Below are 25,376 nucleotides of genomic sequence, written 5' to 3'. Positions count from 1 at the left end.
CTGGTGGGGGTTGTTATCCGTCAAAGCTTTTGGTCTTCTGTTGCCGGATACTTAGGAGTGGGCATTGGCTACCTTAATGTGGTAGTCTTGATGCCAAAATTTTTGAGCCCTGAGGAAATTGGGTTGTATCGAACCATCTTGAGTTCGGCTGCTCTTTTTGCTCCTATTCCATTGTTTGGACTAAGGAGTGCCTTTATTCGCTTTTTTCCTCGCAACGATAATAGGCAGAATGCTACGCTTGCAATGCTTGGCCTGATAGTTTTCCTGGCTCTTTTTACCTTATTTGCCATCACCACCTACCTACTGAAGCCAGGCCTAATACCATTCTTCGCAGAGAAAGCAAATGCAATAAATGATTACCTCTGGTTGATTTTGATTTTAATTGGTTTGATGGGCTTCTATGGTTTTTTCGAATCAATTCTTAAAGCACAAAAAGACATTGCAACACCAAGTTTTGTTAGAGAAACATTGTACAAATTCCTACAGTCGATTGCTGTCATATTGGTTGGCTATGCTGTCATATCTGTACCGCAATTTCTGCATCTCCAGTATCTCATATATGTTACAATTAGCTTCATAATTCTTTTCATTGTAGTTAAAAAATTTTCGTTTAAGACCTCCCTTTCAAGAGTTGCTATTCAGGAAGCTGATAGCAAAAATTTCTTTACATATGCTCGATATGCACTTTTAAGTGGCTTAGGGACTGTTGCCGTGCTGCAAATTGATCAGATCATGGTTTCTAAATACATTGGCTTGGAGGCCAATGCCATTTATACTACGGCCATATTTATGGCGGTAGTGATTGAAATGCCTAGAAAATTCATAGCGCAAATATCACAACCTATTGTAACAGAAGATTTGCAAGCAGGGCGTATGGATAAAATCCATAAATATTATAAAGCCGCATCAATCAATCAATTATTAATTGGCGCATATATTTTTCTTGGGATCGTCATAAACTTACCTAATATCTATGCTTTGATGCCTAGCGGTCAGGTTTACAGTGAAGGGCTTTCTATTGTATATATCATAGGATTTGCGAAGCTGGTAAATATGGTCTTTAGCATAAATGGAGAAATCATTGTGATGTCTAAGCATTACCGCATCAACATTCTGTTGGTTGCACTTTTAGGAATCATGACGGTATGCCTTAATCTTTTGCTGATTCCAATTTACGGCATAGAAGGGGCGGCTTACGCCTCTTTGCTCACCTTCTTTTTATTCAATCTGATAAAGTTCATTTATATCAAGGTAAAGTTTGATTTTTCTCCCTTCTCTAAGTGGACCCTACCATCCATATTGCTCATCCCTTTGTTTCTTTATTTGAATAACTTGGCGGGTTATTCGGATTCGATCTTTCTTGATATAGTTCTAAGAAGCATTCTTCTTTCCATTGGATTTATAAGCTATGTATTGTTTTTAAAGCCATCAGTGGAACTATTAAATATCTGGAAATTAGTGCTTGTAAAGGTAGGAATAAGAAATTCATGAAGATAGGCCTTCATAAAGTGATTTGAGAGAAGCTTGAAAAGCATTCTGATGGAAATGTTTTATTAAGGTTTCATGAGCTCGTTCCCCCATTTCATTACACAGTTGCACATTATCAACTAATTCACTTAGGATTGAAGTAAGCTCTTTATCAGTCGTAAATACTTTTCCAATATGGTATTTTTCAATTAGTTCCCGTTGAGGTTTGCAATTGGAAGCAACTATTGGAAGCTTGCCGTACATGTATTGAAAAATCTTATTAGCAATTCCTGATTCATGTTGTGGATTCTTATCAAAAGGTGCAAGTGCAATGTCACATGCATGCAGGTATGATGGTAACTCATTCAGATCAATCCATGGAATATAGATTATGTGATTTTGGAAAATGGGTTTTTCGAGTTCGGCAAAAAAGGCATCCTTGTCTCCCCCATCAACCGGTCCAATAATTACCAGGCTAAACTTTTTACCTTGATTGATAAGTTCTTCACATGATCGAAGTGCTCTGAAAATACCTCTTCTCTCGGCAACAATACCAAAATATAGCAATCGTGGTGTCCCGGGCAATTTGTCATCAACAGGTTTTATTTCATACTCATCAAACTCCTCCGTATCAACAACATTTGGAAAAACAGTAATATGATTACTGGTAAGAAAGTCATACTTATCTAACAGTGATTGTTTGAAATCTTCACTCAGAACAACCAATCGATCAGCATAGCGAAGGTATTTGCCCTCCTTTCTCATCCAGAGCTTCGGCCTTACCAAAATCGATCTAAGCACACCCTGCGTCCATTTGTAGCTTTGAATGGCATGAGAATAGTTTTCATGTAGATCCAGGATTATGGGTATCTCTTTCTTTGAAGCGTCAACTCCATTCCTCACACATTTGGCCATATACAAGTCGTGAGTATGAACGACATCAAGCTTAAAATCATCCACAAACCTCTTGATTTTTTTCTTCCACCACCATTCATAAAGAGGGACGGTATTCATAAAAAAGTAGAGCGAATCCTTGATTTTTCTTGGCAAATAGTGTGCACGGATGGTGGAGTCACTATCAAGGTCAATTTGCCTGGCAAAAGAAAGACACAGCACAAACACTTCATACCCAAAATTCTCAAGTAGACGAACTTCCCGTTTTACTCTTACATCTGATTGATATTCGTTATCGACGATGACACCTACTCTCATATGATACGCTTGGCTATTTTTGTGCTGCTGCAAGTTTCACATTTTTTTCCATTGATTTCAAAGGCAGGTTACGAATACCGCATAATGAAAAGGCCCCTTACTGAACATGAACTATCCTATATTCTTTATCATCTTAACCTGGTGATAGATATTAGCGATCTGAAAGATCATATTCAATACACGGAATCTATAACTGGAGAAAATGGAATAATATTTATTGCTCATTCGGGATCTTTATCAGTTAAATCAATAGCAGAACTTCCAATTCTATTCGCGTCTAATCAGAATTCTTTTTACTCGATTGATTCCAATGGAAATCTGGTTTTCCATCATGACTTATTGAAATCAGCTTTTTATCTTCTGAGTGGATATGATGAACTATTTGTAAACACGCGAAGGGACCATTGGGGGCGAGTACCTTATGAAGGATCCATTCAGCAACGGTTAAATATCATTGATCGGCCGTTGGTTAATGAATATTTCGATATCATAACTGAGGGACTCAATGAATATATATCCTATCACGGTAAGAATCCTCTCTCAAAAAGAAAGCTATTTGACTCATTTGGCTTTCTGCTTTCGCATGATATTGACATCATTGATAAGTATGGCTGGCCGCATTTAGGATTTAAGCTAAAAGAACTGGCTGGTATTGTCAAAACGGAGCATTCCAAAAAGCAAATACTAAACGCAACATTCCAGTCTACACTTCAATTCATTAATCCATGGCGATCAAATCCATACTGGAATTTTGAATATCTATTGGAAACGGAGAAAAAACATGGTTTTAAAGCTGCATATTATTTTCTGGATAAAGATCTTGATGGAGGCTCAAGGTATGAATTTTCTAATTCCAGATTACGAAATTTGTTCAACCAGCTCGCCGAACTAGGTCATGAAATTGGCCTTCATGGCACAGCAAAAACAATTGATAATGAGCAGGCTTTACATGGCCAGAAAGAAAAACTAGAAAATGCCGCCAATTGTAAGGTATACGGAGGTCGCCAGCATCGATTGTTACTGGATATTCCCAGAACATATCGTAATCATGAATCTGTAGGTTTACAGTATGATTCAACCTTTGGTTTTGCAGCGCATGAAGGATTTAGAACTTCCTTTTGCCTCCCTTTCAAACCCTATGATTTCGAGAATGAAAAAGCCATTGAAGTATGGCAATTTCCATTGATGGCAATGGATGTGACCTTATTCAGCTATCGAAAGCTATCAAACCCGATGATACTGGAAACCATTGATCAGTTGGTGAAACAGGCAGCCAAACACCACGGTATTTTTACGCTCTTGTGGCACAATTCATTTTTTGACGAAACACTGTATCCTGGTGTAACTAAAACCTATGAAAGTATCTTAGATTTAATTTCCGCTCTTCGAGCAGAAGGAGTAACCGGCATGGAATTGGTAAATAAACTGGAAGGGATGAAGCTATGAAAGTATCTGAATTAATCAATCATTTATATTGGATCTACCTGTTTGGCAGACCTAAAAGAAAGATCACCTCAGAATTACTATTTGCTCACCCGGAAAGCATAGAAAATCCAATTTTCTTTCTTTCTACCGGAAGATGTGGAACAGAGTGGTTTACTCATGTAATCAAGAAGCACAAGAGCACTATAGTTTTACATGATCCAAAACCGAATTTATCTGTTCAGAATAAATTCATCCACAACCTTATTCAAAAGGATATAGATAAGGAGCTACGCAATGAGGTTAGTAAACAAATACTCTTTGCAGCCAGAGAACAACATTTTCGATATGCTTTCAAAGCGGATAAAAGATATGTTGAGACAAACAATCATATCACTTTTTTCGCAGACACTCTAGCCACTATTTTTCCTTCTGCTAAATTCATACATCTATACCGTCACCCTGGGGGGTTTGTGACATCAGGTTTAAATCGTGGTTGGTTTGATGAAAATTCGTCGGCTACTGAAAAATTGATTACTCCACTGGATCAAAATACATGGAATGGGTTCAGTAAAGTTGAAAAAATCAGCTGGGTTTGGAACGAAACCAATGTGTTTATAGAAGCTATTAAGAATAAGTATCCAGACAGGGTATACTCTTACGATTTTAGCAAAAGAAATGTGGATTTATTGATGGGATTGTTTCAATTTCTCGGTATAGCGACTAACAAAGCGTACCTGGACAAATCCCTTAATATCCGAAGAAACGTACAGCAAAAAACACACTTCCCTTCATATGAAAATTGGAACGAGGAAGACAAGAAATCTCTTAAAAAAATCTGTGGTGACTTATGCAAGAAATATAACTATGAGTTATGAATGAATCATTCAAAAAAATTCTTGAAGAGCAGCTTGTCCACTTCAAAAAGAACGATTTCAAAAGTTTTGATTTGTGTGATATAACATCCCAGCCCTACTTTCTCAAAATGAATCAATGGTGTCATGGAAAGCGGCTGGGTAAATACATTAAATATCCTCACAATATTTTATTAGATCACTTCACGCCCCTCCTAAGAAAGACATATAAGGTAAAAAAAAATGACTTTGCCCAATCGAATGCATTTATAGTTCGGGGATTGGTAAATGCTTATTCTTCCACTGGTGATGAGGGCTTATTACAGGAAGCCGAACAGCTTATCAATCGAGTGCTAGAACAACAGAGCAAAGGATTCAAACATGCCTGCTGGGGGCAGCCATATGACTGGTTCTCCAAACAAATTATACCTGCCTACACCCCTAGAACTACAGTAACATCTCAGGTAGGCCGGATGTTTCTGGATGCTTTTTTGGCAACCAAAAATTCGGATTACTTGGATTGTGCGAAGGATATTGGAGACTTTTTTCTAGAAGAAATGCCTCTCTCATTCAATCAGGAGGATAAAACCTGCTTTTCCTACACGTCAATTGACCAACATCAAGTACATAATCCAAATATGATGGCGGCAGGGTTTTTATCAATGCTTGGGTATTTAACGAAGGAGCCAAAATACAATTATCGAGCGATAACAGCAGCAAACTTCACCTTCTCATCCATTCGTGATGATGGTTCCTGGTATTATGCCAAATTATCAAACGATAAGCCAAGCAAAATCGATAATTACCATACCGGATACAATATCGAAGGAGGGATATTATTGAGTAAATATCTTGGCGATCAATTCATCCATGATGAAGCTTTAGATAAGAGCATTGAATACTATCTCAAGCATCTTTTTAGTCCGAAAGGAATTCCATACTTAACTAACAAAAAAAAGTATCCGATCGATATTCAATGTTGTGCTCAAAGCATCATAACACTATGCTACTTAAGCGAAATAAGCAAGAAATATAAAGATCAAGCAAAAGAACTCTTTAAATGGACTGTTGATAACATGTATGAGGATGGATCTTATTATTATCGCATTTTTAAAAATGGATCAATAGACAAAACGGATTATATCAGATGGGGAGATGCCTGGATGTTTTATGCATGCTCACTCTTCCTTGATTAAGCATCATGATTAAACTACTTCGATACCTATATCAGAAAATTATTGTCACTGCTAAAATCAATAAACTTCCAATAGCAAATACTGGAGTTGATGATGAGGGACATGCATTTATTACTCTGATAGATGGGCTTACATTTTATGGTCCCAAACCCCAGAAAAAGGAACTTAAATTCTACAAATTTCTACTTGGCAGAAAAATCAAAAAAAATCTGCCTTTCGAATGCTATCAGGTAGCAATTGATATTATTATTAGGTACATGGAAGGCAATTTAAAGTGGGGCGGGCCAGCTAAAGAAGCTTTTTATAAAACGAAAAATGGAGATTTTATAGCAGAAATGGGTGCCTTTAGAGGTTATTACACAATGTACCTCTCACAAAAAATAGGTCCAAAAGGTAAAATCATTGCTATAGAGCCAATACCATCCAACGTTACATATCTCAGAAAAAACATTGAATCTAACAAATTGCATAACGTGGTAATTGTGCCAAAAGGGGTGTGGAATGCTAATGATAATAAAGTTTTCCAACGTAAACCGACGGACTATCAATCCGGAAGTATTGATATTGCCTACCAGGATCAAGAGTCTTTGGCAATTGAAGTGAATACGCTAGATAAAATTTTAGCAGATAATCAACTGGATTCTATTGATTTCATGCTTATTCAATTAAATGGTGCCGAGTATGAAGCACTGGAGGGTCTGACAATGGTTAATCCCAAAAACCTATCAATAGCAGCAAGATATAATAAAGGCGCGCGTAACATTGCCAGAGAAATTATAGAATCTTTAAAGAAGAGGGGCTATTCAGTGAAGACATTAAAAGAAAAATTTATCTACGCTCATCTAAATTGATTACTTATGAAGGTAACGATCATTGGTAATTCAGTTGCTCTTCGGGTCAGACCTCCACTTCCGCACCCCAACAATATGAACTATACCTACCAGTTGAGAAGTTTGTTGAAGAAGGACGATGAGGTGGAGAATATTGCCATTGGAGCTACCACTATAAACAACTGGATTAAAATGACAGATTCAGTAATTAATCGATTTGCCAATATCTATATCATCCACATAGGTGTAGTTGACGCAACTATAAGAGAGGTTCCTCTTTGGTTTTACCGACTTGCTACAAAAAAGAATGAAAACTTTATTACCCGACTTATTAGAGCCATCTATCGAGGACCAATCGCCAAAGCCCGTCCATTTTTAAGCAAAATTCGAGGGGTTCGTTCTTGGGTATCTGAAAAGCAATTTGAAAAAAAATACGAAAAGATCGTCTCGACCATTTTGAAAGATACCAACGCCAAGGTTATTGCTATTCCAATTAACCCTGCAGATGATCGAATTGAAAAACAACTGCCTGGCTCTCATAAGAATCACAAAAAATACAATCAGCTAATCAAGAAGGTAATAGAAAAATATGATCAGGTTTTGGTGGATATTAACGATCTGAAAAGTAAGGATCACTATCCTGATGGAGTACATTATAATTCGGAAGGACATAGGATCATTGCCAAAAGGTTGGCCGAAAGTATCAATAAAATAATGTGACGCTTTTAAGAAAATGCACCACATTTGAAATTTGATAGCATTATGAACGAAAACATATTTGTGCATCCATCGGCTGTGTTGGATGAAGGTTGTAAAATAGGTGATGGAACCAAAATCTGGCATTTTTCCCACATTATGCCCAATACCGAAATTGGAGAAAATTGCAATCTCGGACAGAATGTGTTTATTATGTCTGGTGTTAAGATAGGAAATGGAGTCAAGATCCAGAATAATGTTTCTATCTATGATGGTGTGGTTTGTGAAGACGATGTTTTCATAGGCCCATCAGCTGTATTTACCAACGTAAATAATCCACGAAGCTCAGTAAACAGAAAGAACGAATTTCTTAAAACCATAATTCGAAAAGGTGCTTCTATTGGAGCAAATGCAACAATCATCTGTGGAAATGAAATCGGTTCATACGCTTTTATTGGAGCGGGAACTGTAATTACGAAAGCAGTAAAACCGTATGCTTTGGTGATAGGAAATCCGGGTCGTCAGGTTGGATGGATGAGCGAAACCGGACTCAAGCTGGAATTCAGCAAAGATGATACGTATTTTTGCCAAGAGGAAGATGCAACATATCAACTAAAAGAGGGTCAGGTAATAAAATTATGAACAAACGATTTGCATTAGTAGGAGCAGCTGGATACATCGCTCCGAGACATATGAAAGCAATCAAGGACACCAATAATGACCTGGTAGCGGCTCTGGATCCTAATGATAGTGTAGGCATAATAGACAGTTACTTTCCTCAAGCTGATTTTTTTACCGAATTTGAACGCTTTGATAGACATCTTGATAAACTGAGAAGGAAGGGGAAAGGGGCTGATTATGTAAGTATTTGCTCACCTAACTATCTGCATGATGCCCATATGCGATTCGCACTTCGAAGTGGAGCTCATGCCATCTGTGAAAAACCACTTGTTCTTAACCCCTGGAATGTTGATTCTTTGTTAGAGATCGAGAAAGAAGCCGGAAAAAATATTTATACTATTCTGCAGCTGAGATTACACCCTGCTGTCATTGCTCTCAAGAAAAAAATCAAATCTAATCCGGAAAAAGTTTGGGACATTGACTTAACCTACCTGACCAGTAGAGGGCATTGGTATTTTACAAGCTGGAAAGGTGACAATAGTAAAAGTGGTGGTATTAGCACTAACATTGGAATTCATTTTTTTGATATGCTTACCTGGATTTTTGGTGAGGTTAAAAGCAATACCATTCACCTAAACTCACATGATCGATCTTCGGGGTACCTTGAGCTGGAACGTGCAAATGTCAGATGGTTTCTGAGTATAAATTCAGAACTATTACCTGATAAAATCAAAAATGAGGGTAAAACCACCTATCGATCCCTTCAAATTGGAGGTGAGGAATTTGAATTTAGCGGTGGCTTCACAGACTTACATACTTTAAGTTATCAGCAAATTCTCGATGGAAATGGCTTCTGTATTAATGAGGCCAAAACGGCAATAGAAATTGTTCATCAAATCAGAAATCAGAAACCGATTGGGTGTAAGGGAATCTATCATCCGCTGGCAAAAGAACCTCAAAGTCCGCACCCTTTCCAGGGCTCTATAATGAATTGATCACCATGGCAACTTCTTCCACTTGCTCATTGGTCATCTCTGCAAACATCGGGATACTCAGTATTTCTTGACATAGCTTTTCCGCAACAGGAAAATCGCCTGTTTTGTGACCTTTGTAAGCATATGAAGGTACAAGAGGGAGAGGGTTAGGATAATGAACGGTGTTCCCAATTTCAGCATTATCTAATGCTATTTTCAACCGATCCCTGTTCTCTGACTGAATCGCGAACACATGAAATACATGTTTATAGTTTTCAGGTGTTATTGGAGTCTTTACGCTTTTTAGTAAAGAATTATATCGATGTGCTATTGATATTCTTTTTTCAGTCCATTCAGACAAATAAGGTAGCTTGACTTTCAGAATAGCAGCCTGAATGGTGTCCAGACGACTGTTTCTTCCTATGATCCAATGCTCATGCTTTACCATTTGACCATGATTTGTGATCATTTTGCATGTTTTAGCCAGTTCCTCATCATTCGTGGTGATTCCTCCAGCATCTCCGTATGCACCCAGATTTTTTCCTGGATAAAAACTATAAGTAGCGACATGACCGAAAGAACCTATTTTCTTTCCTCCGATCTCAGCACCATGAGCTTGAGCGCTATCTTCGATTACTTTCAAACTATGCCTTTCGGCGATGCTCATTATCTCGTTCATTCTTGCTGGCATGCCATATAAATGAACGGGGATGATTGCTTTCGTTCTGCTGGTGATTTTAGTCTCAATTAGACTGGGATCAATCGTACGTTCTTCCTCAAGCACATCAACGAAGACAGGCTCAGCACCAATATTATTTACCGCACCAGCAGTACTTATCCATGTGAGTGCGGGTACCAGCACCTCATCGCCTGGTCCAATACCAAGAGCTTTAAGGGCAATTTCAATGGCATCTGTTCCATTGGCGCATCCTACACAATAATGGGCTCCAGTAAAATTGGCAAAAGCGTCTTCAAACTCTTTTATAACAGTTCCACCAATGAAAGCTGTCTTGTTAATACAATCCGTTATTGCATTATCGATTTCTGATTTTACGGAAAGATATTGAGCTTTTAAATCTGCGTATGGTACACTCATATAGTTAGTTTTCTGTTATAGCGACACCCCACTTATCCTTTAGCCGATCGTTTGATTCAGCATAAAAATCAGACAGGGATTGAACAAGTTGATATTTCTCCACATATGATCTCTTTTTAGAAAGGAATCGAAACAAATATGGATCCAAAATGACTACAAATATCTTCCATATTGGTCGATTAGAAATTTTTTTGGAGATTAAATGAAAGGGCCGGATACTACTAAAAGTAAAATGATTGATGAAACGTAAAAGCGTTATGGAAACATTAGAAAGTGACTCATTAGCTCGCCTATTAGCGGTGGACTTTTCAAGAGTTGAATGCGTAAAGGAGGCAATCTTTCTGATGAACATTTCGGGATCACTTTTCAAACCCTCTTGTGATAGAACCAATAGATTTTCCTTTCCAAATACCTCTTCGTAAACACTGATTAGCTTATCGTACTTCAAATAGCCCATTCGAAAGTACTTCTGAGGTATGGGTCTCTTATCTTCTAGATCGAGCCAATTGCGAAAACTCAAAGTTCCTCCCTGCACCACATACTGCCGATAGTAGGAGTCAATGGCTTTTGCTTGGGCTCTAATGGTAATTATTACTTTATTAAAACCAAGTTGTTTCAACGCTATTGGGATGTTTGATCTTCCTATTCCTTTATAGTAAAATGGTGAACCGGCCAATGATTCAAATGAGTATAGGGTCGATTCCTTTGCTATAATGAATTGTTCTCTATTTTGTTCTATGGAATAATCTAGCGGATCCGAATAAACAATCGGCTGAAATAATTGACGACAAGACTGATAATCAACATAGCGAATGCCTTTTAAATGCGGAAATACATTCCATTGCAAAAAAGTTGTTGCAGTCTTCGGAAATCCCACATGAATAATCTGGTTAGGCATCAGTACTAATTCTTCTTAGTTTAATTGTTTCAAGGCTTTGATAGAAAATGAAACAAAAAAGACCTTCAAAACTAATTGAAGGTCTTTAGTCTTAGCTATTAAATTTGATATTATTCAAATAGCAGTTGAATTTCATTTTCATTTAAAACACGATCATAAATTCGAATGTCATCAATTAATCCTTCGAAATTTAAGTTCTCTGAAATTCCATTTCTATGCGTTGCTCCAATTTCGAAATCCACACCTGACTCACCAGAATGTATTGGAAAAGTCGTATTTAAAGAATCCACCATCACTCCATTAACTCTTAGCTCTAAGATATTAGCTGAATAAGTGACCAATAAATGACTCCAACCGGTAGGCATATCTGTAGATACGCGATTGAAATCACTCAATGTCCCAGCTTCATAGGTTGTAAAACCTACTTTATCACTTGGTATATAACTCATTGAAAAACTTCTTCGGTCTTGAAAGGAGTCATATTTACCCAATATTGTCTCCCCAACACTAATGGTGTCTTGATGAGCATTAATCCACACCGAAATAGTGAATTCATCATAAAAGCCTAAGTCTAATACAGAAGATGTACCAAGATTGATATAATCATCTGTTCCATCAAATTCATAGGCCGAATTTGCGTTTCCGAATCTATCAGTAGTCAAAACAGGCCCAACAACTATACCATTATTATTATTTAGACTCTCATCATTGGCATTTCCATTAAATGGATAATATGCAATTAAACCTGCAGATATATCTATTTTCTGTTCCAGAATAATTTCTAGTGGACCATATGGATTCGTACCATCGTGTTGCATTAAGGAGTCGATGGTAAAAGTATTTTCAAATGCATTATAGCCTGCCTTATCAACTATCAGCTTTAAGTTTTCGTATCGTTTAGAAAGAACAACTTTATTAGTTACATCAAACAATTCACTTCTTAGTACCGTGTCCTCTTCATTCGTAATCGTCAGATTTGCTTCTGTAAGCTCGTAATGTTTGGAGGTATAATCATAAACTAATACACCAATCAATAAATCAAATGTCTCTACAACATTGAAGTTGAAGGTAGTGTATCCAAAATCCACACTAGATCCTTCATCTGTACTAATTACTTCAGGCTCAATATGAGTCACATCATCTCTATTTACAACAAAGTGTATTGGAAGTGGATGATTGACCAAATGAGCTAGTTCGGAACCTTCAACTGGAGTGGCGTAACGAACAATACTATCTGAATCCAAGACAAAAAAGGCTGTAAGTCGGTAAGATCCCAGGTTTAGAGAGATGGGGTCACTTTCATATGCCTCGTCAAATTGGTTCAAAATTATTTTATCATTATAAACGATTTCACCAATTTCGTTCTCTATTGTTACATGTAATTGAGTCAATTCAAATTCTTCAGTTATTCTTCCAGAGATTGATGAGTTTGAAAAACCAAAAATGACTTTATTGGAAGGTATTGCACCCCTATCATCATCCTTACAAGAGATAAGTGAAATAGTGATGAGTACATACAGCGTAAGGCTAAATTTTTTATACATCTTGTTACTAATTGAGCATAAATAATATGACTAATAGGAGACTGAATTTTAATACAAACTTCAAACGGCTATCAATCTTAACTGATTTTTTCATTGGTCTAAGCTAGATAAAATGACACTCAGTTACGTCAACTTCAATACTCAATGAACAAACGGTTAATCTGGAAGTATAAAGTGTAGCTTTTATTGAACGAATGGAACTATAAGTTCTGCAGCTTTTCAATTAAGTAATCCTTTTTCGTTCTAGAGACTTCTACATTGTCACCATTTTCAAGTATTACTCTCCCATGCTTTTTATCAAACTCAATCACTTTCTCCAGATTTACAAGGTGGGATCTGTGTACGCGTATAAATTTATTCTTGTCAAATAATTTCTCATATTCACCAAGAGGCTTAGACGCTATCATAATTGAATCCTCTAAATGAAACTTTGTATAGTTTTTTTCAGAGGATAAAAAATTGACATCTGCAAACTTTATTATGTGAATCCCATCTATGGTACTTATTGAAAATCTCTCAGACTTTTTCTGATTCAAAATTTCCGAAAGAATGTCAACCTGATCTTGTATTTGCGAGACATTTTTGAATCTCTCCACCGCTTCAACCAGTTCATCCTTATCTACAGGCTTTAGTAGATAATCTATTGCGGACAGTCGAATGGCTGTTATGGCAAATTCATCATATGCTGTAGTAAATATGACTTTGGTCTGGTTTGTTTTATTAATTCTTCTGAGCAATTCTATACCAGAACCATTAGGCATATTGATATCAAGAAAAATTAAGTCTGGCTTTTCTTTAGTAATTAGTTTATGGCCTTCATTAATATTATTGGCAGAGCCTATCAATAATATCTCAGGACAATTTTTCTCAATTAAAAGTTGAAGCCCACGAACGGCCCTCGGCTCATCATCTACAATTAACGATCTAATCATATTTCTAAGCTTGAATATGCTGGATAGCTAAAGATAACCTTTGTTCCCGAAGCATTTGAACTTATCTCAAACTTCGACTCGACATTTTGAAGCTTATTGATCAAGTTGATTCTTTCTCTTATTAATTGAATGCCATGAGGATTATTATTATTCTGACTTTCCCCATTGATAAGCCCTACACCATTATCTTCTACAATTACTTGTATCTGCATAGACTTCATTATAAATTTCAAATGAATTCGACCATCCATATTATTCGGCTGAATACCATGCCAAATGGAATTTTCAATAACAGGCTGGATGATCATTGAGGGTATCTTTTCAGTATAAATGTCAATATCATCATCAATTGAAATCTTAAATTCCAAAGGCTTGGAAAGCCTTAACTTTTCCAATTCGACATACAGTTCCATTGCCTCAACCTCCTCATATATCGGTACTGTTAGAGAGTCAGAGTGGTTAAGAATTGTACGAATAAGCTTAGCATATTTGATAAGGTAGGTTTCGGCTACTTCATTATCTCCTTCTAAAAAAATTGACTGAATTGAATTGATTGAATTGAACAGAAAATGAGGATTTATTTGAGCTTTGAGAGCTTTCAGATCTGATTCGATCTTTTCTCGCAAAAGCATTTGCCTGTTTCTTTTCGATCTTGAGATTGACACATAAATAAAATAAATGGCTGCTAATAATAAGCCTGAAACAATTGTGATAAACCACATTGATCGCCAAAAAACGTTTTCTATCTGAAAAGTGAGAGTTTTAGGAGTAGACCATTCACTGTTGATTGATCTTACCCTCACCTGAAAGGTGTAAATGCCCGGAGATAACTTAGAAAATATAAACGTGTTATTTGGACTTGCAGTCCATGATGGATCAGCTTCTCCTTTCTCGAATAACCTGAATTGATACGAAAGGTTCTCATGATCTTTGAAGTAAATTGTTTTCGTATTCAACTGGATAGGCCCAATATCATATGGAAATGAGAGGGCATTGTCTGACTTTGAATATACCGCATCACCTGCAATCACCTCATCGATAATGACAGTAAAGTCTATGTATTCTTCAAAGTTTCTACTATGATCAAAGCTAAATAATCCATTATCCTGTGCAATGTATATTCTACCATGAAAGAATTGTAGGTCATTTATACGTGAAGGGTGAAGCCCATTAGACTCTGTAATATGAGAAACCTGTACAATACCTGAGGAATTAAAATAGAGTTTTCCAATCCCTTTTGGGCATGAGGCATAAAGAATTGAGTCAACTAGCAACGTTTTTCCATATACATCTGAGTATTCAGAAACCCTATAGTTTTCTAATTGGTCACTCTTCAACTCATTAATTATATCAGCTTTTATCCTCAATAAACTATATCCATTTGTTGCAAACCAGATATACCCATATTTATCTAGCGACATACCTGTTATCTGTAGCCTACTAAAGGAATCATAACTGGAAACAACTCTTTTGTCTAAATCAATTAAGAAAAGGCCTCTTGCACTGGCAACAAGGATTATATTTTCATCCAGAAACACAAAGTCCCATATCTTACCAAAATTTTGATAAGGTAAATCCACTTCATTATCTTCAAATAAATCCACATACTTGAGCATTCCCGGAATCTGGTAAATAAGTGAATTTCTCTTTAAGTAACTCGTATTTGTCGCCCTATAATTCTTATCGGAAAAAGCATCATTCTTAATTAAACCCGTGGAAGTCAAAGCCCACACATTTCTAAATGTGTCAACGTACATTGTCTTTAAAGAAAATTGTGGGAGGTCAAAAAGATTTATAAACTCATCCTGAGCAAAATATCCAAACTTATAATCGGAATGAACCAAGTAAAGAACCGAATCCCGTGAAGACAGGCTATTAACACTTACATCTTTGAAATGTAGGATAACTTCGTTTTTAGGAAAGAAAAAAACTCCGTTATCCAAGGTAGTCACCCATCGATTTCCTTCGCTATCCAAGATGGAATAAGTTGTTTCTTTAATGTTTATATAATCAGTGGCTTGTAAATTTTTCTCGTCTAACTTCTTTACCCCATCATCTGTAAAAAGAAATACCACTCCATCAACTTCGTCAAGATTATATACCTTATAATCTAATGATTGCCTCTTTATGAGATTCTTTGCTGGGTTAATCCTATAAAGATGACTATTTAAAGAATATGAAGATGTATAGATATTACTGTCTAAAGACACTGCGTAGGAGAATAAAACCCCTCCCTGTATAAGTTCTTTAGGAAGTTCTTGACCAATCAAGTCATCAACTTTTAAACAAGAAAATTGTAATTCATTATAATCATCTATTGTGACCCAGTAGCAATAATTATTTAATTCAATAAGATAATATTTGAGTCCATCGCCCCTTAAGGATTCTACATTTCCAGAGTCATTTATTACTTTGATTCCATCTTGAAGTGATGAAATATAGATTCTGTTGTTACTTTCAACAATGCTAATGATGCGAGAATTGAAATTAGCGTTTTTTAGGATTGGGCTGTTGCTTGAATTGTAGATTTTTCCATTTTTCAAAAATCCCACTCTACCGTTAAAAGTATAAAACCAAATACGCTCTTGAGAATCTGTGTAAAAGTTGAGAATATCCATGTCTGGCAATCCTTCCTGCAATCCATAATTCTTAAACTCAACTCCATCAAAACGACTTAGCCCTGCCTCGGTACCAAACCAAACAAACCCTTGATCATCCTGAACTACACAGTATATAGTATTTGATGGGAGTCCATCCTTGATGGTATATCTAATTGAATTAGACTGTTGTGAAAACGCTGACCAGGCTAAAAATGCAAGTAATATTTGTGTGAAAAAATTTGGTGGCACTTTTTGAAGTTACATCATTACAAAAAATCTCTCAATTTCTTTGCGGGATTACCTGCATAAATTCCCGACTCAATAATATTTTTCGTTACTACCGATCCCGCACCAATAACCACGTTATCACAAATTTCCACAGGCATAATGGTGGCGTTTGACCCGATGGAAACCTTGTTCCCAATAGTGGTTGACTTCCATTTTGTCGCATCTCCGCCTGCTGGACCTCCAGCAGAAAAAACATCGTTGATAAACATCACTCCATGTCCGATGAAGCAGTCCTCTCCTATTGTGACAAGCTCACAAACAAATGCGTGGGATTGTACCTTCGTTCGAGCGCCAATTTTCACATTTTTCTGAATCTCTACAAATGGACCAACAAAGACGTCTTCAGCAAGCTCACAACCATATAGGTTGCTTGGCATCACCACTTTTACGCTTTCATGCGCATTTACATCCTTGATTCCTGATTCGATTATCTTCATACGAGTCTACCTACTACCTGTAATTTCTCAAAAACTTTTGTATCGTGCGGGGCATCCTGCAATTCATCTGTAAGATCCTGCCCAGCCCAGTGCTCATAATGTTTTCCATTTCGCCAAAGCTTAGAATGAGTCACATCATAAATCACTCCTTTATAGGCAATCCAGATTTCCTCTTTCTCGTTTCCGTTTCGTAGAGCGAGCTGATGCCTGTTAAATTCCATCACTGTAACTTAATTACCGAAATTCCTGCTCCTCCTCGATCCGCATGTTCATCTTCTACGCTGGCAATGCTGGGATGTCCCTTGGTTACATTTCTCACGATTTCTCTCAGCACACCATGTCCTTTTCCATGAACTATTCTTACTTCATCTGCTCCTACCAGCAGCGCCTCATCAATAAATGACTCCACCGTATTCATTGCTTCATCTGCACGCATTCCACGGATACTGATCTCATGATTAAAATTGGCCATCTTACTACTGAGATCGATACCCATTTTCTTAACCTTCTTCTGATAACTAACCTGAGGAGAGTTATTTGCTTTTTGGAGCTTGTCCACAGAGACGATCGACTTCAAAGAACCAAAAAGTACTTCTGCCTGCTTACCTTTTAGTTTTTGGATTGTACCTGTAGTATCCTGACCGATCATTTTTACCACATCTCCAGCCTTCAAGTCAGCGCTCTTTTTCTTCGATTTATCCTCAAAACGTTCCTTTTTCTGCTCCAGCTTTTCGCGAGCAGCTTTCGTTCGCTCCTTAGAAGCTTTGCTTTCCTTTATTTCACGAATTGTACGCTCCACATCTTTATTGGCATTCTCCAGAATCTGTTTTGCTTCAAGTTTAGCAGCTTTGATGATCCGCTTCTTATCCTCTTCCAACATAGACCGTAAGTCCTCATAGTCTTTACGGACCTTATTAATATCTGCCTGATCCTTTTCCAGCTTCTTCGTCAACTTCTCAAATCGGGCTTTTTCTTTTTCCAGCTGATTCAATAACTGATCATAGGCTACATGCGAGCTTCCAATATTCTTTCGTGCTTTTTCGATAATGTCTTGAGGTAACCCAATCTTTCCAGCAATTTCGAATGCAAACGAACTACCCGGTTTACCAACCTCCAACTCAAAAAGTGGCTCCAATGCATCCAAATCATATTTCATTGCCCCATTGACCAACCCCGGCGTTTCGTCACCGATCTTTTTCAGATTTTGGTAATGAGTAGTAACAATTCCGTGAGCACGCTTTTTATTGAGCTCATGTAGCACAGACTCAGCAATGGCTCCACCAAATTGCGGTTCGGTTCCTTTACCAAACTCATCAATCAGAAACATGGATTTTTTATCTGTCTGCTCCAGGAAAAACTTCATCGAGGTAAGATGAGAGCTATATGTACTCAAATCATCCTCTATGGATTGTGTATCACCAATATCAATGAAAATAGACGAAAATACCCCTATTTTACTTTCCTCATTAATAGATACAGGCAGTCCCGTTTGAAGCATGTATTGAAGCAATCCGACTGTTTTTAGTGCAACGGATTTACCACCTGCATTTGGCCCGGATATAATTAGAATTCGTTTCTCATGATCCAGAGATAAATTGAGTGGGATAACAGGCTTGCCACTTTCTTTGTGAGATAAAAAAAGTAATGGATGAATCGCATTGATCAATGAAAATTGAGTGGTCTTTTCTGTAGACGGAATTACTCCTTGGATAAGATCAGCAAGCAGGGCTTTAGCGTGTATAAAGTCTAATTTTTCCAGTAATGATGCGCCGTTCTTCAGGTCTTTCAGATTGGCCCGGACATGATCAGAAAGTGCAACCAGAATTCGTATAACCTCGCGCTTTTCGGCATATTTTAGCTCTCTTACCTGATTATTCAAATCCAGTACTTCTCCAGGCTCCAGATAAACTGTTTGCCCCGTTGCTGATTCATCATGCACAAACCCCTGAATACGTTTTTTATGTTCCGCTTTCACAGGAATCACTAACCTCCCGTCACGAACGGTCAGCGTGCTATCCTCCTCTGTAAACTCATCTTCTTTGGCTTTTTTTAGCACTTTTTGAATGGCCGACCTGACAGCACGTTCAGACTTTGCGATTTTTGATCGTATCTCTGAAAGCTCTCTGGATGCAGAATCTTTCACCTCCCCCCTATCATCAATGGTTTTATCAATGTGAATCGAAAGATTCGGATCTATCTCAATATGACTAGATAGTGCCAACAATTCCGGATATTCACTCCCCTTCTTTTGAAAGAACTGAACCCAGGAGGTTAGTGTATTCACCCCCCTTTTCAGTTCATGAAAGTCTTCCGGATCAAGGAAAGATCCCGGTACTTTTACTTTGGTCAGATAATCATCAATATCAGGAAATTCAAAGGAAACTTTATCTTCCGAACTACCCTTCAGTCGAATCATTTCCTTGGCCTGATTCAGCCATTTGACCAGCACCTCATATTTATCTGTAGGTTTTGCTTTTCGGGCAAGCTCTTCTCCACGATTACTTTGACAAAAGCGAATGAGGTGATCTCTAATCTGATCAAAGCCCAACTTCTCTTCTATATCCTGCGGATAAACCTTCACTACTTATATCGTTTCTCTCTTTCCATCAAAGAATCTACAACTGCACTGTAGATTTTTTCAAATTCATTGGGATTGTCTACATAATGGTTGAAGCTGCGTTCATACTGATCCTGAGTGATGCCCAAATCTTTAAACAACAACTTCTCATAATGATCGTAAACAGCCTGTGTGCTATCATATGGATCAATGGGCACATTATTAATCTTGGCCTCAAGCAGATGAACTTCCATCATTACCTTGACCATTTTTTCTTTACCAATCAGGTCTTCAGGCACTTCCGGACCCGAACAGTAGCAAAGTATTACAAGAGCGGTTAAAAAAATGTTTCTCAAATCGGTCTAAGAATTCGTGAAAATATAATTTTGAAGGTCAAAGAATTGTTTGATCAAATACAAAGATCATACAATGCGTTGCAATTATCAATGATGCCATATTAATGCCAAACTTGATGAAGCAAATAACTCAATGAATAGGGACATCCTCAAACGGCTCAGAAGATACGAAATTCGCATTCGCAAAGCGATCAATTCGCAAATGCAGGGAGATTTTCATTCTATTTTTAAAGGCTCAGGTCTTGAGTTCGACGATGTGCGCCCATACCAATGGGGAGATGATGTAAGAAACATCGACTGGCGTGTGACCGCCAAAGGACATGGCACCTTCATGAAAACCTTCATTGAGGAAAAAGAACAGACTGTTTTCTTTCTTCTTGATGTATCTGCCTCACAAGAGATTGGTAAAGACAAACGTCAAAAAATCGATCTGGCTAAAGAAATGGCTGGTTTGCTCGCTCTCTCAGCCATTCGGGAAGGAAGCAAAGTCGGCTTGCTTGCCTATTCAGATCAGGTTGAAGACTATGTAAAGCCAAGCAAAACCATGAAGCATGCATATGAAATAATCAACCGCATGTTCTCACTCAAACCTAAATCAAGAAAAACCGATCTGGATGGAGGAATTAAATACACGCTAAACCTACTCAACAAAAAAGCTATCGTATTTATCATTTCAGATTTCATAGATGAAAACTTCACCCACTCTATGCGTGGACTTGCAAGAAAGCATGATTTAGTTGTGGTACATATTTCTGACAAAAGAGAGTCGGCTATTCCACACCTGGGTATTGTACCACTATATGAAAAGGAATCCGGTAAGACCGTATGGCTAAATACTTCGTCAAGTGAATTCAAGAATGCGGTGGAAAAGACGCATGGAAAGAATAAAGAATCTTTGGCAGACTTCTGTCGTAGAAATGATGTAAACTACATTTCCATTGGTACAGAAGATGACTATGTACCAAAGCTCATTAAACTTTTCAGACACAGAAATCGAAGCAATGCGAGACGGACAAGGTAAACGTTGGTTATTGATCATTGCCTTTTTGTGCACCATAAACTTAAGTGCACAGGAAATCACCGTTAAGGGAGGTTTTGTTGAGGATAGCCTGCTCATTGGTCAGGATGTAAATTTCTGGATGGCTGCTACCTATCCTCCTGAATTAGAAATGGTTTTTCCCGATAGTCTTTACACGTTCACTCCGTTTGAGTTCAGCGACAAAACTTACTTTCCCACTCGCGTTGTTGATGGGCTTGCATACGACACCACTGTTTATACCATCCAGTCATTTGAGATTGATAAAGTTCAATACCTCAAACTACCTGCAGTGATACTGAACGGGCCAGACTCCACCGTTATTGAAACACCACTGGATTCCATTTTCCTAACAGAACTGGCACCTGTAGTTTCAGATTCTACTAAACTGAAAACCAACCTTGACTACCAGGCAGTCGATCGCCAGTTTAATTTTCCATTGATGTATTACATCATTGGTGGATTTATTATTCTGATTGTTATCCTACTTTTAATTTTCGGTAAACGAATAATGAGGTGGATGAAGTTGAGAAGGTTGCGAACACAATACGAGCAGTTTTCTGAGGTTTTCAATGAGTATATAAAGAAACTGAAAGTAGATCCTGAACCTGAACAGGCCGAAAAAGCATTGATCTTTTGGAAAAACTACCAACAGCGACTGGACAAAGTGCCATTTTCTGTCATGACCACCAAAGAGATTCTGAATCAGGATTTTGCTACTGAACTAAAAGAACCACTTAAATCAATTGATCGTGTAGTGTATGGTAAAAGATTCCAGGAGAATATTTTTCAGGATTTTCAACAGATAGAGGACTTTACTCAGGATAGATATTCAAAAAAAGTAGCAGAGATCAGAGATGGAAAGTAAGGTAGCACATTGGTTTTCTCTCGAATGGTTTACCCCCGAGAAACTTCAGAGTTTCGATTGGGCCAATCCGCTTTGGTTTTATGCCATATTTGCCATCCCTTTCATATTTATTCTTAGATGGTTGATCATTAATCGATTCGGTCAACACCTTCCTGTGGCATTAACCAAGAAAGATTTAAAAAGTGATCCAATCACTTATTTGCGATTTATTCCACCCGTTTTCTTTATCATCAGTCTTTTACTGATTATGACTAGTTTGGCTCGTCCGCAAACGACCAACGAACAGGTAGAACAATGGAGTGAAGGAATTGATATCGTCCTGAATATTGACATTTCCGAATCCATGCAAATCATGGATTTTCTTCCCAACCGATTAGAGGCGGCTAAGGAAGTAGCGAGAAACTTCGTTGCGGGAAGATTTCAGGACAGAATTGGATTGGTAATCTTTTCTGGAGATGCACTGCCCTCCTGTCCATTAACCACTGATTATGGTCTTCTTTATGAATTGATAGAGGATATTGACTTTGATAAAATTGAAAGTAGAGGTACTGCTATCGGCAATGCCATTACCTCAGGAATCAACTTTTTAAGAGAATCAGCTTCCGAATCGAAAGTGATGATCCTATTGAGCGATGGTGACAATACCGCCGGAAATGTGGATCCAATCACAGCCGCCAATCTGGCCAACGCATACAACATTAAGATGTACGTCATTGCTATTGGCCGTGAAGGAAAAGTACCTTTTGGTACCGACTTCTTTGGGCGGCCAAGAATGGTAGAAAATACCTTTGATGAATCTACCCTTCGTGAAATAGCCAAGATCGGAAATGGAAAATTCTATCGTGTTTCAGATAAAGAAGCACTTGTACAAGTGTTTGATGAAATTGATCGATTGGAAAAGGCCGAGATCAAAGAAACGCGATACAAAGACACGACAGATTTCTATTATGTCTACCTGAAGTGGGCTGCTGTTTTTCTTCTATTATGGCTTCTCACCAAGTCAACCTTTATCACAAATGTCTTGACAGACTAGCTCCATTTGGCTTAAATACACCTAATGCATAACTTGGTGTAATGATTAAGATTCAACTCATACTTATTGCACTTTTGTTTGATCCGGAACCGCTAGAGTATCAATTCAACTGGAAAGGCTGGTACCTAATTCCAATTTTAATTGTTCTTCTCCTGATTGGGTATTGGGTAAGAAAAAAAAGAGGTTGAAATAAGCGCATTTTGATTTTGACCAAAATGTATTACATTTGTAATACAATGGATGGTAAGAAAGAAAATATGCTGAATGTTCGGTTGGATAATGACACCAATCAAAAGCTGGCTGAGTACAGCGAGCAGCATGGTTCTTCCAAATCCGCTATTGTAAAAGAAGCACTAGCCATGTATTTCAATAAAGAACAATCAAAGCAACTTCCTTTTGCTCTAGGCAGTGATCTATTCGGCACAGCCAAAAGTGGAAAAGCAGACCTCTCTGCTACCTATAAAAGCAAATTAAAATCCAAGCTTGGTGAGAAACACACTCATTGATGCAGGCCCGATCATTGCACTCTTTGATCGATCGGATCAATATCACTTAAAGGCCGTTCGTTTTCTGGAAAACTACCAGGGGTATTTGTGGACTACCTGGCCTGTCATTACGGAAGCCTCTCACATGTTGGACTTTAGCATTAAAGCTCAATCTGCGTTGTTGGAATGGATCGATCGAGGTGGGCTAAGAATTTTTGACTTAAAAGACGCACATATAGGACGCATCAACCAACTTACTGATAAATTCAGTGATGTTCCGATGGACCTGGCTGATGCATCATTAGTTGTGGTTTCTGAACTTTCGGGATATAATGAAATCATCTCGATAGATTCAGATTTCTACATTTATCGAGACGTTAGAAATAAGTACCTGACCAACATTTTTAAGTAATCAAATTTTTATTTCATTTCTTCTGTAACTTTTCATTCGGCTTCCACATCATCTTGCTGAATGTCACACAATCTATACCATAATGAAATCCTACCCGCCAGTGACGGCATGTACAGATACGCGTTATCAATTGTACGTGAACCGGAAACGGCGAAGGATATCGTGCAAGACTGCCTCACGAAAATCTGGAGTATTCGCAAGGATCTGGACAAAGTAGAAAAAGTCAACGCGTGGGCTTTTCGTATCGTCCGAAATCGATGCATCGAGATCATGCGAAGAAACCGATATGCAGACCTGGATGAGAAAGTGGTGAATATGAGACATTCTGATCCGGTAGAAAATCAGGCCATCACCAACGACTTCATGTCGCTGATGAAGCAGGTTTTAAAAGAGCTACCGGTAAAGCAGCAGGAGGTTTTCCACCTTCGTGAAGTGGAAGACATGAGCTATCAGGATATAGCTGAAACGTGTGGGCTGACTGAGAGTGATGTAAAAGTCAACATTCACAGAGCTCGAAAGAAAGTGAAAGAAGCAATGCAAAAAATAGATGCTTATGGGATCGCAAATTGATAAACTACTGGAAAAGTACTGGAATGGAGAGACCAGTCTGGATGAAGAGAAGGTGATTAAAGCTCACTTCAAATCCAATCCGGCCCTCACCAATGAAAGTCACTATTTCCGATACCTGGCCACAGAAAAGCAAATGAAATACGGTGGCTCCAGGGGAGTCAATAAAAAGCGAACTTGGTTGTCTGCTGCAGCGACAATTACTGTTGGGCTTATCACGGCAGTGTTGGTTTTCAATGATGCCAATAAAGACCCGTTTGCTATAGAAGACCCTGAAAAAGCTTTTGAAGCAACTAAAAATGCATTGATGATGATAAGTGGGGAGCTTAAAGAGGGAAAAAATCATACCCTGGAGCTTTCCAAATTCAATAAGGCACAAGAAGAACTTCAGGAGGATTCCTGATTGAACTTTTAAAAAAACTGGAAACCCAAAACCTTCGATTTAAGACCATAAAAAATAATAACCATGAAAAAGTTTGTATTAACAATAATGATTTTATCCGTCACCAGCGTGGCATTTAGCCAGCAGGTAGTAAGCAAGTACATGGATAAGTATGAAAATGACGAGACTTTTACCAAGGTGTCTGTCAGCAGTAAAATGTTCTCACTATTTTCCGAAATGGAGGGAAGCGAGGAAGATGAGCAGCTTTTCTACGATATTACCAGCAAGCTGAAAGGCATGAAAGTGATCGCAAGTGAAAAGGTGTCAAGTCCGAAAGCCATGTATGATGGGGCGGTTGCAGATGTCGAAAAGGCTGGTTTCGAAGAACTGATGACAGTAAAAGATGCCGAGGAAAATGTAAAGATTTCCATCCGTGAAAAAGGAGGCATTATCGAAGAGCTGATCCTTGTAGCTGGAGGCAAAGAGAAGTTTGCTATGGTAAGTATCTATGGAGAAATAGACCTGAAACAAATCTCGAAGCTCGCAAGTCTGATGCGAGTAAATCAGCTCAAGTATTTAGAAAATATCGATAAGGCAATCGATTAAAAACAGT

The 25,376-nt window shown here is 37.9% G+C and carries 27 protein-coding genes and 1 pseudogene; 17 read left to right on the top strand and 11 right to left on the bottom strand.

The features are described 5' to 3' along the window. Positions 1 to 3 precede the first annotated feature (3 nt). Positions 4 to 1,491 (top strand): lipopolysaccharide biosynthesis protein, encoded by a 1,488-nt coding sequence (locus tag ACXAH9_RS07270; RefSeq protein WP_474894190.1) that lies wholly within the window; start codon positions 4 to 6, stop codon positions 1,489 to 1,491. Here the strand turns inward: ACXAH9_RS07270 and ACXAH9_RS07265 are convergent. Beyond that, positions 1,486 to 2,679 carry a glycosyltransferase family 4 protein gene (locus ACXAH9_RS07265; protein WP_474894189.1) on the bottom strand — a complete coding sequence of 398 codons (1,194 nt, stop codon included), beginning with the start codon at positions 2,677 to 2,679 and terminating at the stop codon, positions 1,486 to 1,488. The two genes, ACXAH9_RS07270 and ACXAH9_RS07265, sit on opposite strands and share 6 nt — an antisense overlap. 84 nt (positions 2,680 to 2,763) lie before the next feature. On the opposite strand from ACXAH9_RS07265, the gene ACXAH9_RS07260 reads away from it, so the two are divergent. Genes ACXAH9_RS07260 through ACXAH9_RS07230 form a run of 7 tightly spaced genes read left to right on the top strand, consistent with a single transcriptional unit; the run spans position 2,764 to position 9,293 of the window. Beyond that, the gene (locus ACXAH9_RS07260; RefSeq protein ID WP_474894188.1) at positions 2,764 to 4,125 is read left to right on the top strand and encodes a polysaccharide deacetylase family protein; all 1,362 of its coding nucleotides are present in this window, start codon (positions 2,764 to 2,766) and stop codon (positions 4,123 to 4,125) included. Beyond that, positions 4,122 to 4,979 carry a sulfotransferase gene (locus tag ACXAH9_RS07255; protein WP_474894187.1) on the top strand — a complete coding sequence of 286 codons (858 nt, stop codon included), beginning with the start codon at positions 4,122 to 4,124 and terminating at the stop codon, positions 4,977 to 4,979. The genes ACXAH9_RS07260 and ACXAH9_RS07255 overlap by 4 nt, the downstream gene beginning before the upstream one ends. Beyond that, complete coding sequence (locus ACXAH9_RS07250; RefSeq protein ID WP_474894186.1) at positions 4,976 to 6,151, top strand: glycoside hydrolase family protein; 1,176 nt, start codon at positions 4,976 to 4,978, stop codon at positions 6,149 to 6,151. Before ACXAH9_RS07255 ends, ACXAH9_RS07250 begins: the two co-directional genes overlap by 4 nt. Before the next feature lie 5 nt (positions 6,152 to 6,156). Further along, the gene (locus ACXAH9_RS07245; RefSeq protein ID WP_474894185.1) at positions 6,157 to 7,002 is read left to right on the top strand and encodes an FkbM family methyltransferase; all 846 of its coding nucleotides are present in this window, start codon (positions 6,157 to 6,159) and stop codon (positions 7,000 to 7,002) included. 6 nt (positions 7,003 to 7,008) lie between these two features. Next, a complete protein-coding gene (locus tag ACXAH9_RS07240; protein ID WP_474894184.1) occupies positions 7,009 to 7,701 on the top strand; it encodes an SGNH/GDSL hydrolase family protein in 693 nt (230 codons plus the stop codon). A 42-nt stretch (positions 7,702 to 7,743) separates the two neighbouring features. Then, positions 7,744 to 8,319: an acyltransferase gene (locus ACXAH9_RS07235; RefSeq protein WP_474894183.1), complete on the top strand. Its 576-nt coding sequence runs from the start codon at positions 7,744 to 7,746 to the stop codon at positions 8,317 to 8,319. Further along, positions 8,316 to 9,293, top strand: a complete 978-nt coding sequence (locus ACXAH9_RS07230; protein ID WP_474894182.1) for a Gfo/Idh/MocA family oxidoreductase — start codon at positions 8,316 to 8,318, stop codon at positions 9,291 to 9,293. Before ACXAH9_RS07235 ends, ACXAH9_RS07230 begins: the two co-directional genes overlap by 4 nt. On the opposite strand, the gene ACXAH9_RS07225 is transcribed toward ACXAH9_RS07230, so the two are convergent. The 10 genes and pseudogenes from ACXAH9_RS07225 to ACXAH9_RS07180 form a co-directional block, all read right to left on the bottom strand. Then, positions 9,280 to 10,368: a DegT/DnrJ/EryC1/StrS family aminotransferase gene (locus ACXAH9_RS07225; RefSeq protein WP_474894181.1), complete on the bottom strand. Its 1,089-nt coding sequence runs from the start codon at positions 10,366 to 10,368 to the stop codon at positions 9,280 to 9,282. The two genes, ACXAH9_RS07230 and ACXAH9_RS07225, sit on opposite strands and share 14 nt — an antisense overlap. A gap of 4 nt (positions 10,369 to 10,372) precedes the next feature. Further along, a complete protein-coding gene (locus ACXAH9_RS07220) occupies positions 10,373 to 11,266 on the bottom strand; it encodes a sulfotransferase family protein (protein ID WP_474894180.1) in 894 nt (297 codons plus the stop codon). Between the two features lie 110 nt (positions 11,267 to 11,376). Next, positions 11,377 to 12,810, bottom strand: coding sequence for a LamG domain-containing protein (locus ACXAH9_RS07215; protein ID WP_474894179.1), 1,434 nt, complete (start codon positions 12,808 to 12,810; stop codon positions 11,377 to 11,379). A 200-nt stretch (positions 12,811 to 13,010) separates the two neighbouring features. Next, entirely contained in the window at positions 13,011 to 13,742 is a 732-nt protein-coding gene (locus ACXAH9_RS07210; protein ID WP_474894178.1) for a LytR/AlgR family response regulator transcription factor, read from the bottom strand. Continuing rightward, entirely contained in the window at positions 13,739 to 16,294 is a 2,556-nt protein-coding gene (locus ACXAH9_RS07205) for a sensor histidine kinase (RefSeq protein ID WP_474894205.1), read from the bottom strand. The genes ACXAH9_RS07210 and ACXAH9_RS07205 overlap by 4 nt, the downstream gene beginning before the upstream one ends. 138 nt (positions 16,295 to 16,432) lie before the next feature. Beyond that, a pseudogene (locus ACXAH9_RS07200) lies at positions 16,433 to 16,591 on the bottom strand (two-component regulator propeller domain-containing protein); the annotation flags it as partial. A 17-nt stretch (positions 16,592 to 16,608) separates the two neighbouring features. Beyond that, entirely contained in the window at positions 16,609 to 17,067 is a 459-nt protein-coding gene (locus tag ACXAH9_RS07195) for an acyltransferase (protein ID WP_474894177.1), read from the bottom strand. Beyond that, positions 17,064 to 17,288, bottom strand: coding sequence for a cytochrome b5 domain-containing protein (locus tag ACXAH9_RS07190; protein WP_474894176.1), 225 nt, complete (start codon positions 17,286 to 17,288; stop codon positions 17,064 to 17,066). The genes ACXAH9_RS07195 and ACXAH9_RS07190 overlap by 4 nt, the downstream gene beginning before the upstream one ends. Then, positions 17,288 to 19,648, bottom strand: coding sequence for an endonuclease MutS2 (locus tag ACXAH9_RS07185; RefSeq protein WP_474894175.1), 2,361 nt, complete (start codon positions 19,646 to 19,648; stop codon positions 17,288 to 17,290). Before ACXAH9_RS07185 ends, ACXAH9_RS07190 begins: the two co-directional genes overlap by 1 nt. Beyond that, a complete protein-coding gene (locus ACXAH9_RS07180; protein WP_474894174.1) occupies positions 19,648 to 19,980 on the bottom strand; it encodes a DUF4296 domain-containing protein in 333 nt (110 codons plus the stop codon). The genes ACXAH9_RS07185 and ACXAH9_RS07180 overlap by 1 nt, the downstream gene beginning before the upstream one ends. Before the next feature lie 133 nt (positions 19,981 to 20,113). On the opposite strand from ACXAH9_RS07180, the gene ACXAH9_RS07175 reads away from it, so the two are divergent. The 9 genes from ACXAH9_RS07175 (at position 20,114) to ACXAH9_RS07135 (ending at position 25,369) form a co-directional block, all read left to right on the top strand. Beyond that, positions 20,114 to 21,001 (top strand): DUF58 domain-containing protein, encoded by an 888-nt coding sequence (locus ACXAH9_RS07175; protein WP_474894173.1) that lies wholly within the window; start codon positions 20,114 to 20,116, stop codon positions 20,999 to 21,001. Continuing rightward, a complete protein-coding gene (locus ACXAH9_RS07170) occupies positions 20,982 to 21,884 on the top strand; it encodes a hypothetical protein (protein ID WP_474894172.1) in 903 nt (300 codons plus the stop codon). The genes ACXAH9_RS07175 and ACXAH9_RS07170 overlap by 20 nt, the downstream gene beginning before the upstream one ends. After that, on the top strand, positions 21,874 to 22,917 hold the full coding sequence (locus ACXAH9_RS07165) for a VWA domain-containing protein (protein WP_474894171.1): 1,044 nt from the start codon (positions 21,874 to 21,876) through the stop codon (positions 22,915 to 22,917). Before ACXAH9_RS07170 ends, ACXAH9_RS07165 begins: the two co-directional genes overlap by 11 nt. A 41-nt stretch (positions 22,918 to 22,958) precedes the next feature. Continuing rightward, positions 22,959 to 23,105: a hypothetical protein gene (locus tag ACXAH9_RS07160; protein ID WP_474894170.1), complete on the top strand. Its 147-nt coding sequence runs from the start codon at positions 22,959 to 22,961 to the stop codon at positions 23,103 to 23,105. 27 nt (positions 23,106 to 23,132) lie between these two features. Beyond that, complete coding sequence (locus tag ACXAH9_RS07155; protein ID WP_474894169.1) at positions 23,133 to 23,423, top strand: hypothetical protein; 291 nt, start codon at positions 23,133 to 23,135, stop codon at positions 23,421 to 23,423. After that, positions 23,404 to 23,814 carry a type II toxin-antitoxin system VapC family toxin gene (locus tag ACXAH9_RS07150; RefSeq protein ID WP_474894168.1) on the top strand — a complete coding sequence of 137 codons (411 nt, stop codon included), beginning with the start codon at positions 23,404 to 23,406 and terminating at the stop codon, positions 23,812 to 23,814. Before ACXAH9_RS07155 ends, ACXAH9_RS07150 begins: the two co-directional genes overlap by 20 nt. A gap of 60 nt (positions 23,815 to 23,874) precedes the next feature. Next, on the top strand, positions 23,875 to 24,384 hold the full coding sequence (locus ACXAH9_RS07145) for an RNA polymerase sigma factor (protein WP_474894167.1): 510 nt from the start codon (positions 23,875 to 23,877) through the stop codon (positions 24,382 to 24,384). Beyond that, on the top strand, positions 24,368 to 24,784 hold the full coding sequence (locus tag ACXAH9_RS07140; RefSeq protein WP_474894166.1) for a hypothetical protein: 417 nt from the start codon (positions 24,368 to 24,370) through the stop codon (positions 24,782 to 24,784). The genes ACXAH9_RS07145 and ACXAH9_RS07140 overlap by 17 nt, the downstream gene beginning before the upstream one ends. 63 nt (positions 24,785 to 24,847) lie before the next feature. Continuing rightward, positions 24,848 to 25,369 carry a DUF4252 domain-containing protein gene (locus ACXAH9_RS07135; RefSeq protein WP_474894165.1) on the top strand — a complete coding sequence of 174 codons (522 nt, stop codon included), beginning with the start codon at positions 24,848 to 24,850 and terminating at the stop codon, positions 25,367 to 25,369. The last annotated feature ends 7 nt before the right edge of the window (positions 25,370 to 25,376 follow it).

The organism is Ekhidna sp. ABH4_415, from assembly GCF_056161305.1.
This window is presented reverse-complemented; position numbering and strand designations above follow the sequence as displayed.

What these genes read in the sequence shown, in the direction of transcription:
- ACXAH9_RS07225 (WP_474894181.1), bottom strand. Translation starts at nt 10,368, where the DNA reads ATGAGTGTACCATACGCAGATTTAAAAGCTCAATATCTTTCCGTAAAA.
- ACXAH9_RS07155 (WP_474894169.1), top strand. Translation starts at nt 23,133, where the DNA reads ATGTATTACATTTGTAATACAATGGATGGTAAGAAAGAAAATATGCTG.
- ACXAH9_RS07195 (WP_474894177.1), bottom strand. Translation starts at nt 17,067, where the DNA reads ATGAAGATAATCGAATCAGGAATCAAGGATGTAAATGCGCATGAAAGC.
- ACXAH9_RS07235 (WP_474894183.1), top strand. Translation starts at nt 7,744, where the DNA reads ATGAACGAAAACATATTTGTGCATCCATCGGCTGTGTTGGATGAAGGT.
- ACXAH9_RS07135 (WP_474894165.1), top strand. Translation starts at nt 24,848, where the DNA reads ATGAAAAAGTTTGTATTAACAATAATGATTTTATCCGTCACCAGCGTG.
- ACXAH9_RS07170 (WP_474894172.1), top strand. Translation starts at nt 20,982, where the DNA reads ATGCGAGACGGACAAGGTAAACGTTGGTTATTGATCATTGCCTTTTTG.
- ACXAH9_RS07220 (WP_474894180.1), bottom strand. Translation starts at nt 11,266, where the DNA reads ATGCCTAACCAGATTATTCATGTGGGATTTCCGAAGACTGCAACAACT.
- ACXAH9_RS07210 (WP_474894178.1), bottom strand. Translation starts at nt 13,742, where the DNA reads ATGATTAGATCGTTAATTGTAGATGATGAGCCGAGGGCCGTTCGTGGG.
- ACXAH9_RS07255 (WP_474894187.1), top strand. Translation starts at nt 4,122, where the DNA reads ATGAAAGTATCTGAATTAATCAATCATTTATATTGGATCTACCTGTTT.
- ACXAH9_RS07215 (WP_474894179.1), bottom strand. Translation starts at nt 12,810, where the DNA reads ATGTATAAAAAATTTAGCCTTACGCTGTATGTACTCATCACTATTTCA.
- ACXAH9_RS07145 (WP_474894167.1), top strand. Translation starts at nt 23,875, where the DNA reads ATGTCACACAATCTATACCATAATGAAATCCTACCCGCCAGTGACGGC.
- ACXAH9_RS07250 (WP_474894186.1), top strand. Translation starts at nt 4,976, where the DNA reads ATGAATGAATCATTCAAAAAAATTCTTGAAGAGCAGCTTGTCCACTTC.
- ACXAH9_RS07260 (WP_474894188.1), top strand. Translation starts at nt 2,764, where the DNA reads ATGAAAAGGCCCCTTACTGAACATGAACTATCCTATATTCTTTATCAT.
- ACXAH9_RS07240 (WP_474894184.1), top strand. Translation starts at nt 7,009, where the DNA reads ATGAAGGTAACGATCATTGGTAATTCAGTTGCTCTTCGGGTCAGACCT.
- ACXAH9_RS07245 (WP_474894185.1), top strand. Translation starts at nt 6,157, where the DNA reads ATGATTAAACTACTTCGATACCTATATCAGAAAATTATTGTCACTGCT.
- ACXAH9_RS07190 (WP_474894176.1), bottom strand. Translation starts at nt 17,288, where the DNA reads ATGGAATTTAACAGGCATCAGCTCGCTCTACGAAACGGAAACGAGAAA.
- ACXAH9_RS07230 (WP_474894182.1), top strand. Translation starts at nt 8,316, where the DNA reads ATGAACAAACGATTTGCATTAGTAGGAGCAGCTGGATACATCGCTCCG.
- ACXAH9_RS07160 (WP_474894170.1), top strand. Translation starts at nt 22,959, where the DNA reads ATGATTAAGATTCAACTCATACTTATTGCACTTTTGTTTGATCCGGAA.
- ACXAH9_RS07140 (WP_474894166.1), top strand. Translation starts at nt 24,368, where the DNA reads ATGGGATCGCAAATTGATAAACTACTGGAAAAGTACTGGAATGGAGAG.
- ACXAH9_RS07265 (WP_474894189.1), bottom strand. Translation starts at nt 2,679, where the DNA reads ATGAGAGTAGGTGTCATCGTCGATAACGAATATCAATCAGATGTAAGA.
- ACXAH9_RS07165 (WP_474894171.1), top strand. Translation starts at nt 21,874, where the DNA reads ATGGAAAGTAAGGTAGCACATTGGTTTTCTCTCGAATGGTTTACCCCC.
- ACXAH9_RS07175 (WP_474894173.1), top strand. Translation starts at nt 20,114, where the DNA reads ATGAATAGGGACATCCTCAAACGGCTCAGAAGATACGAAATTCGCATT.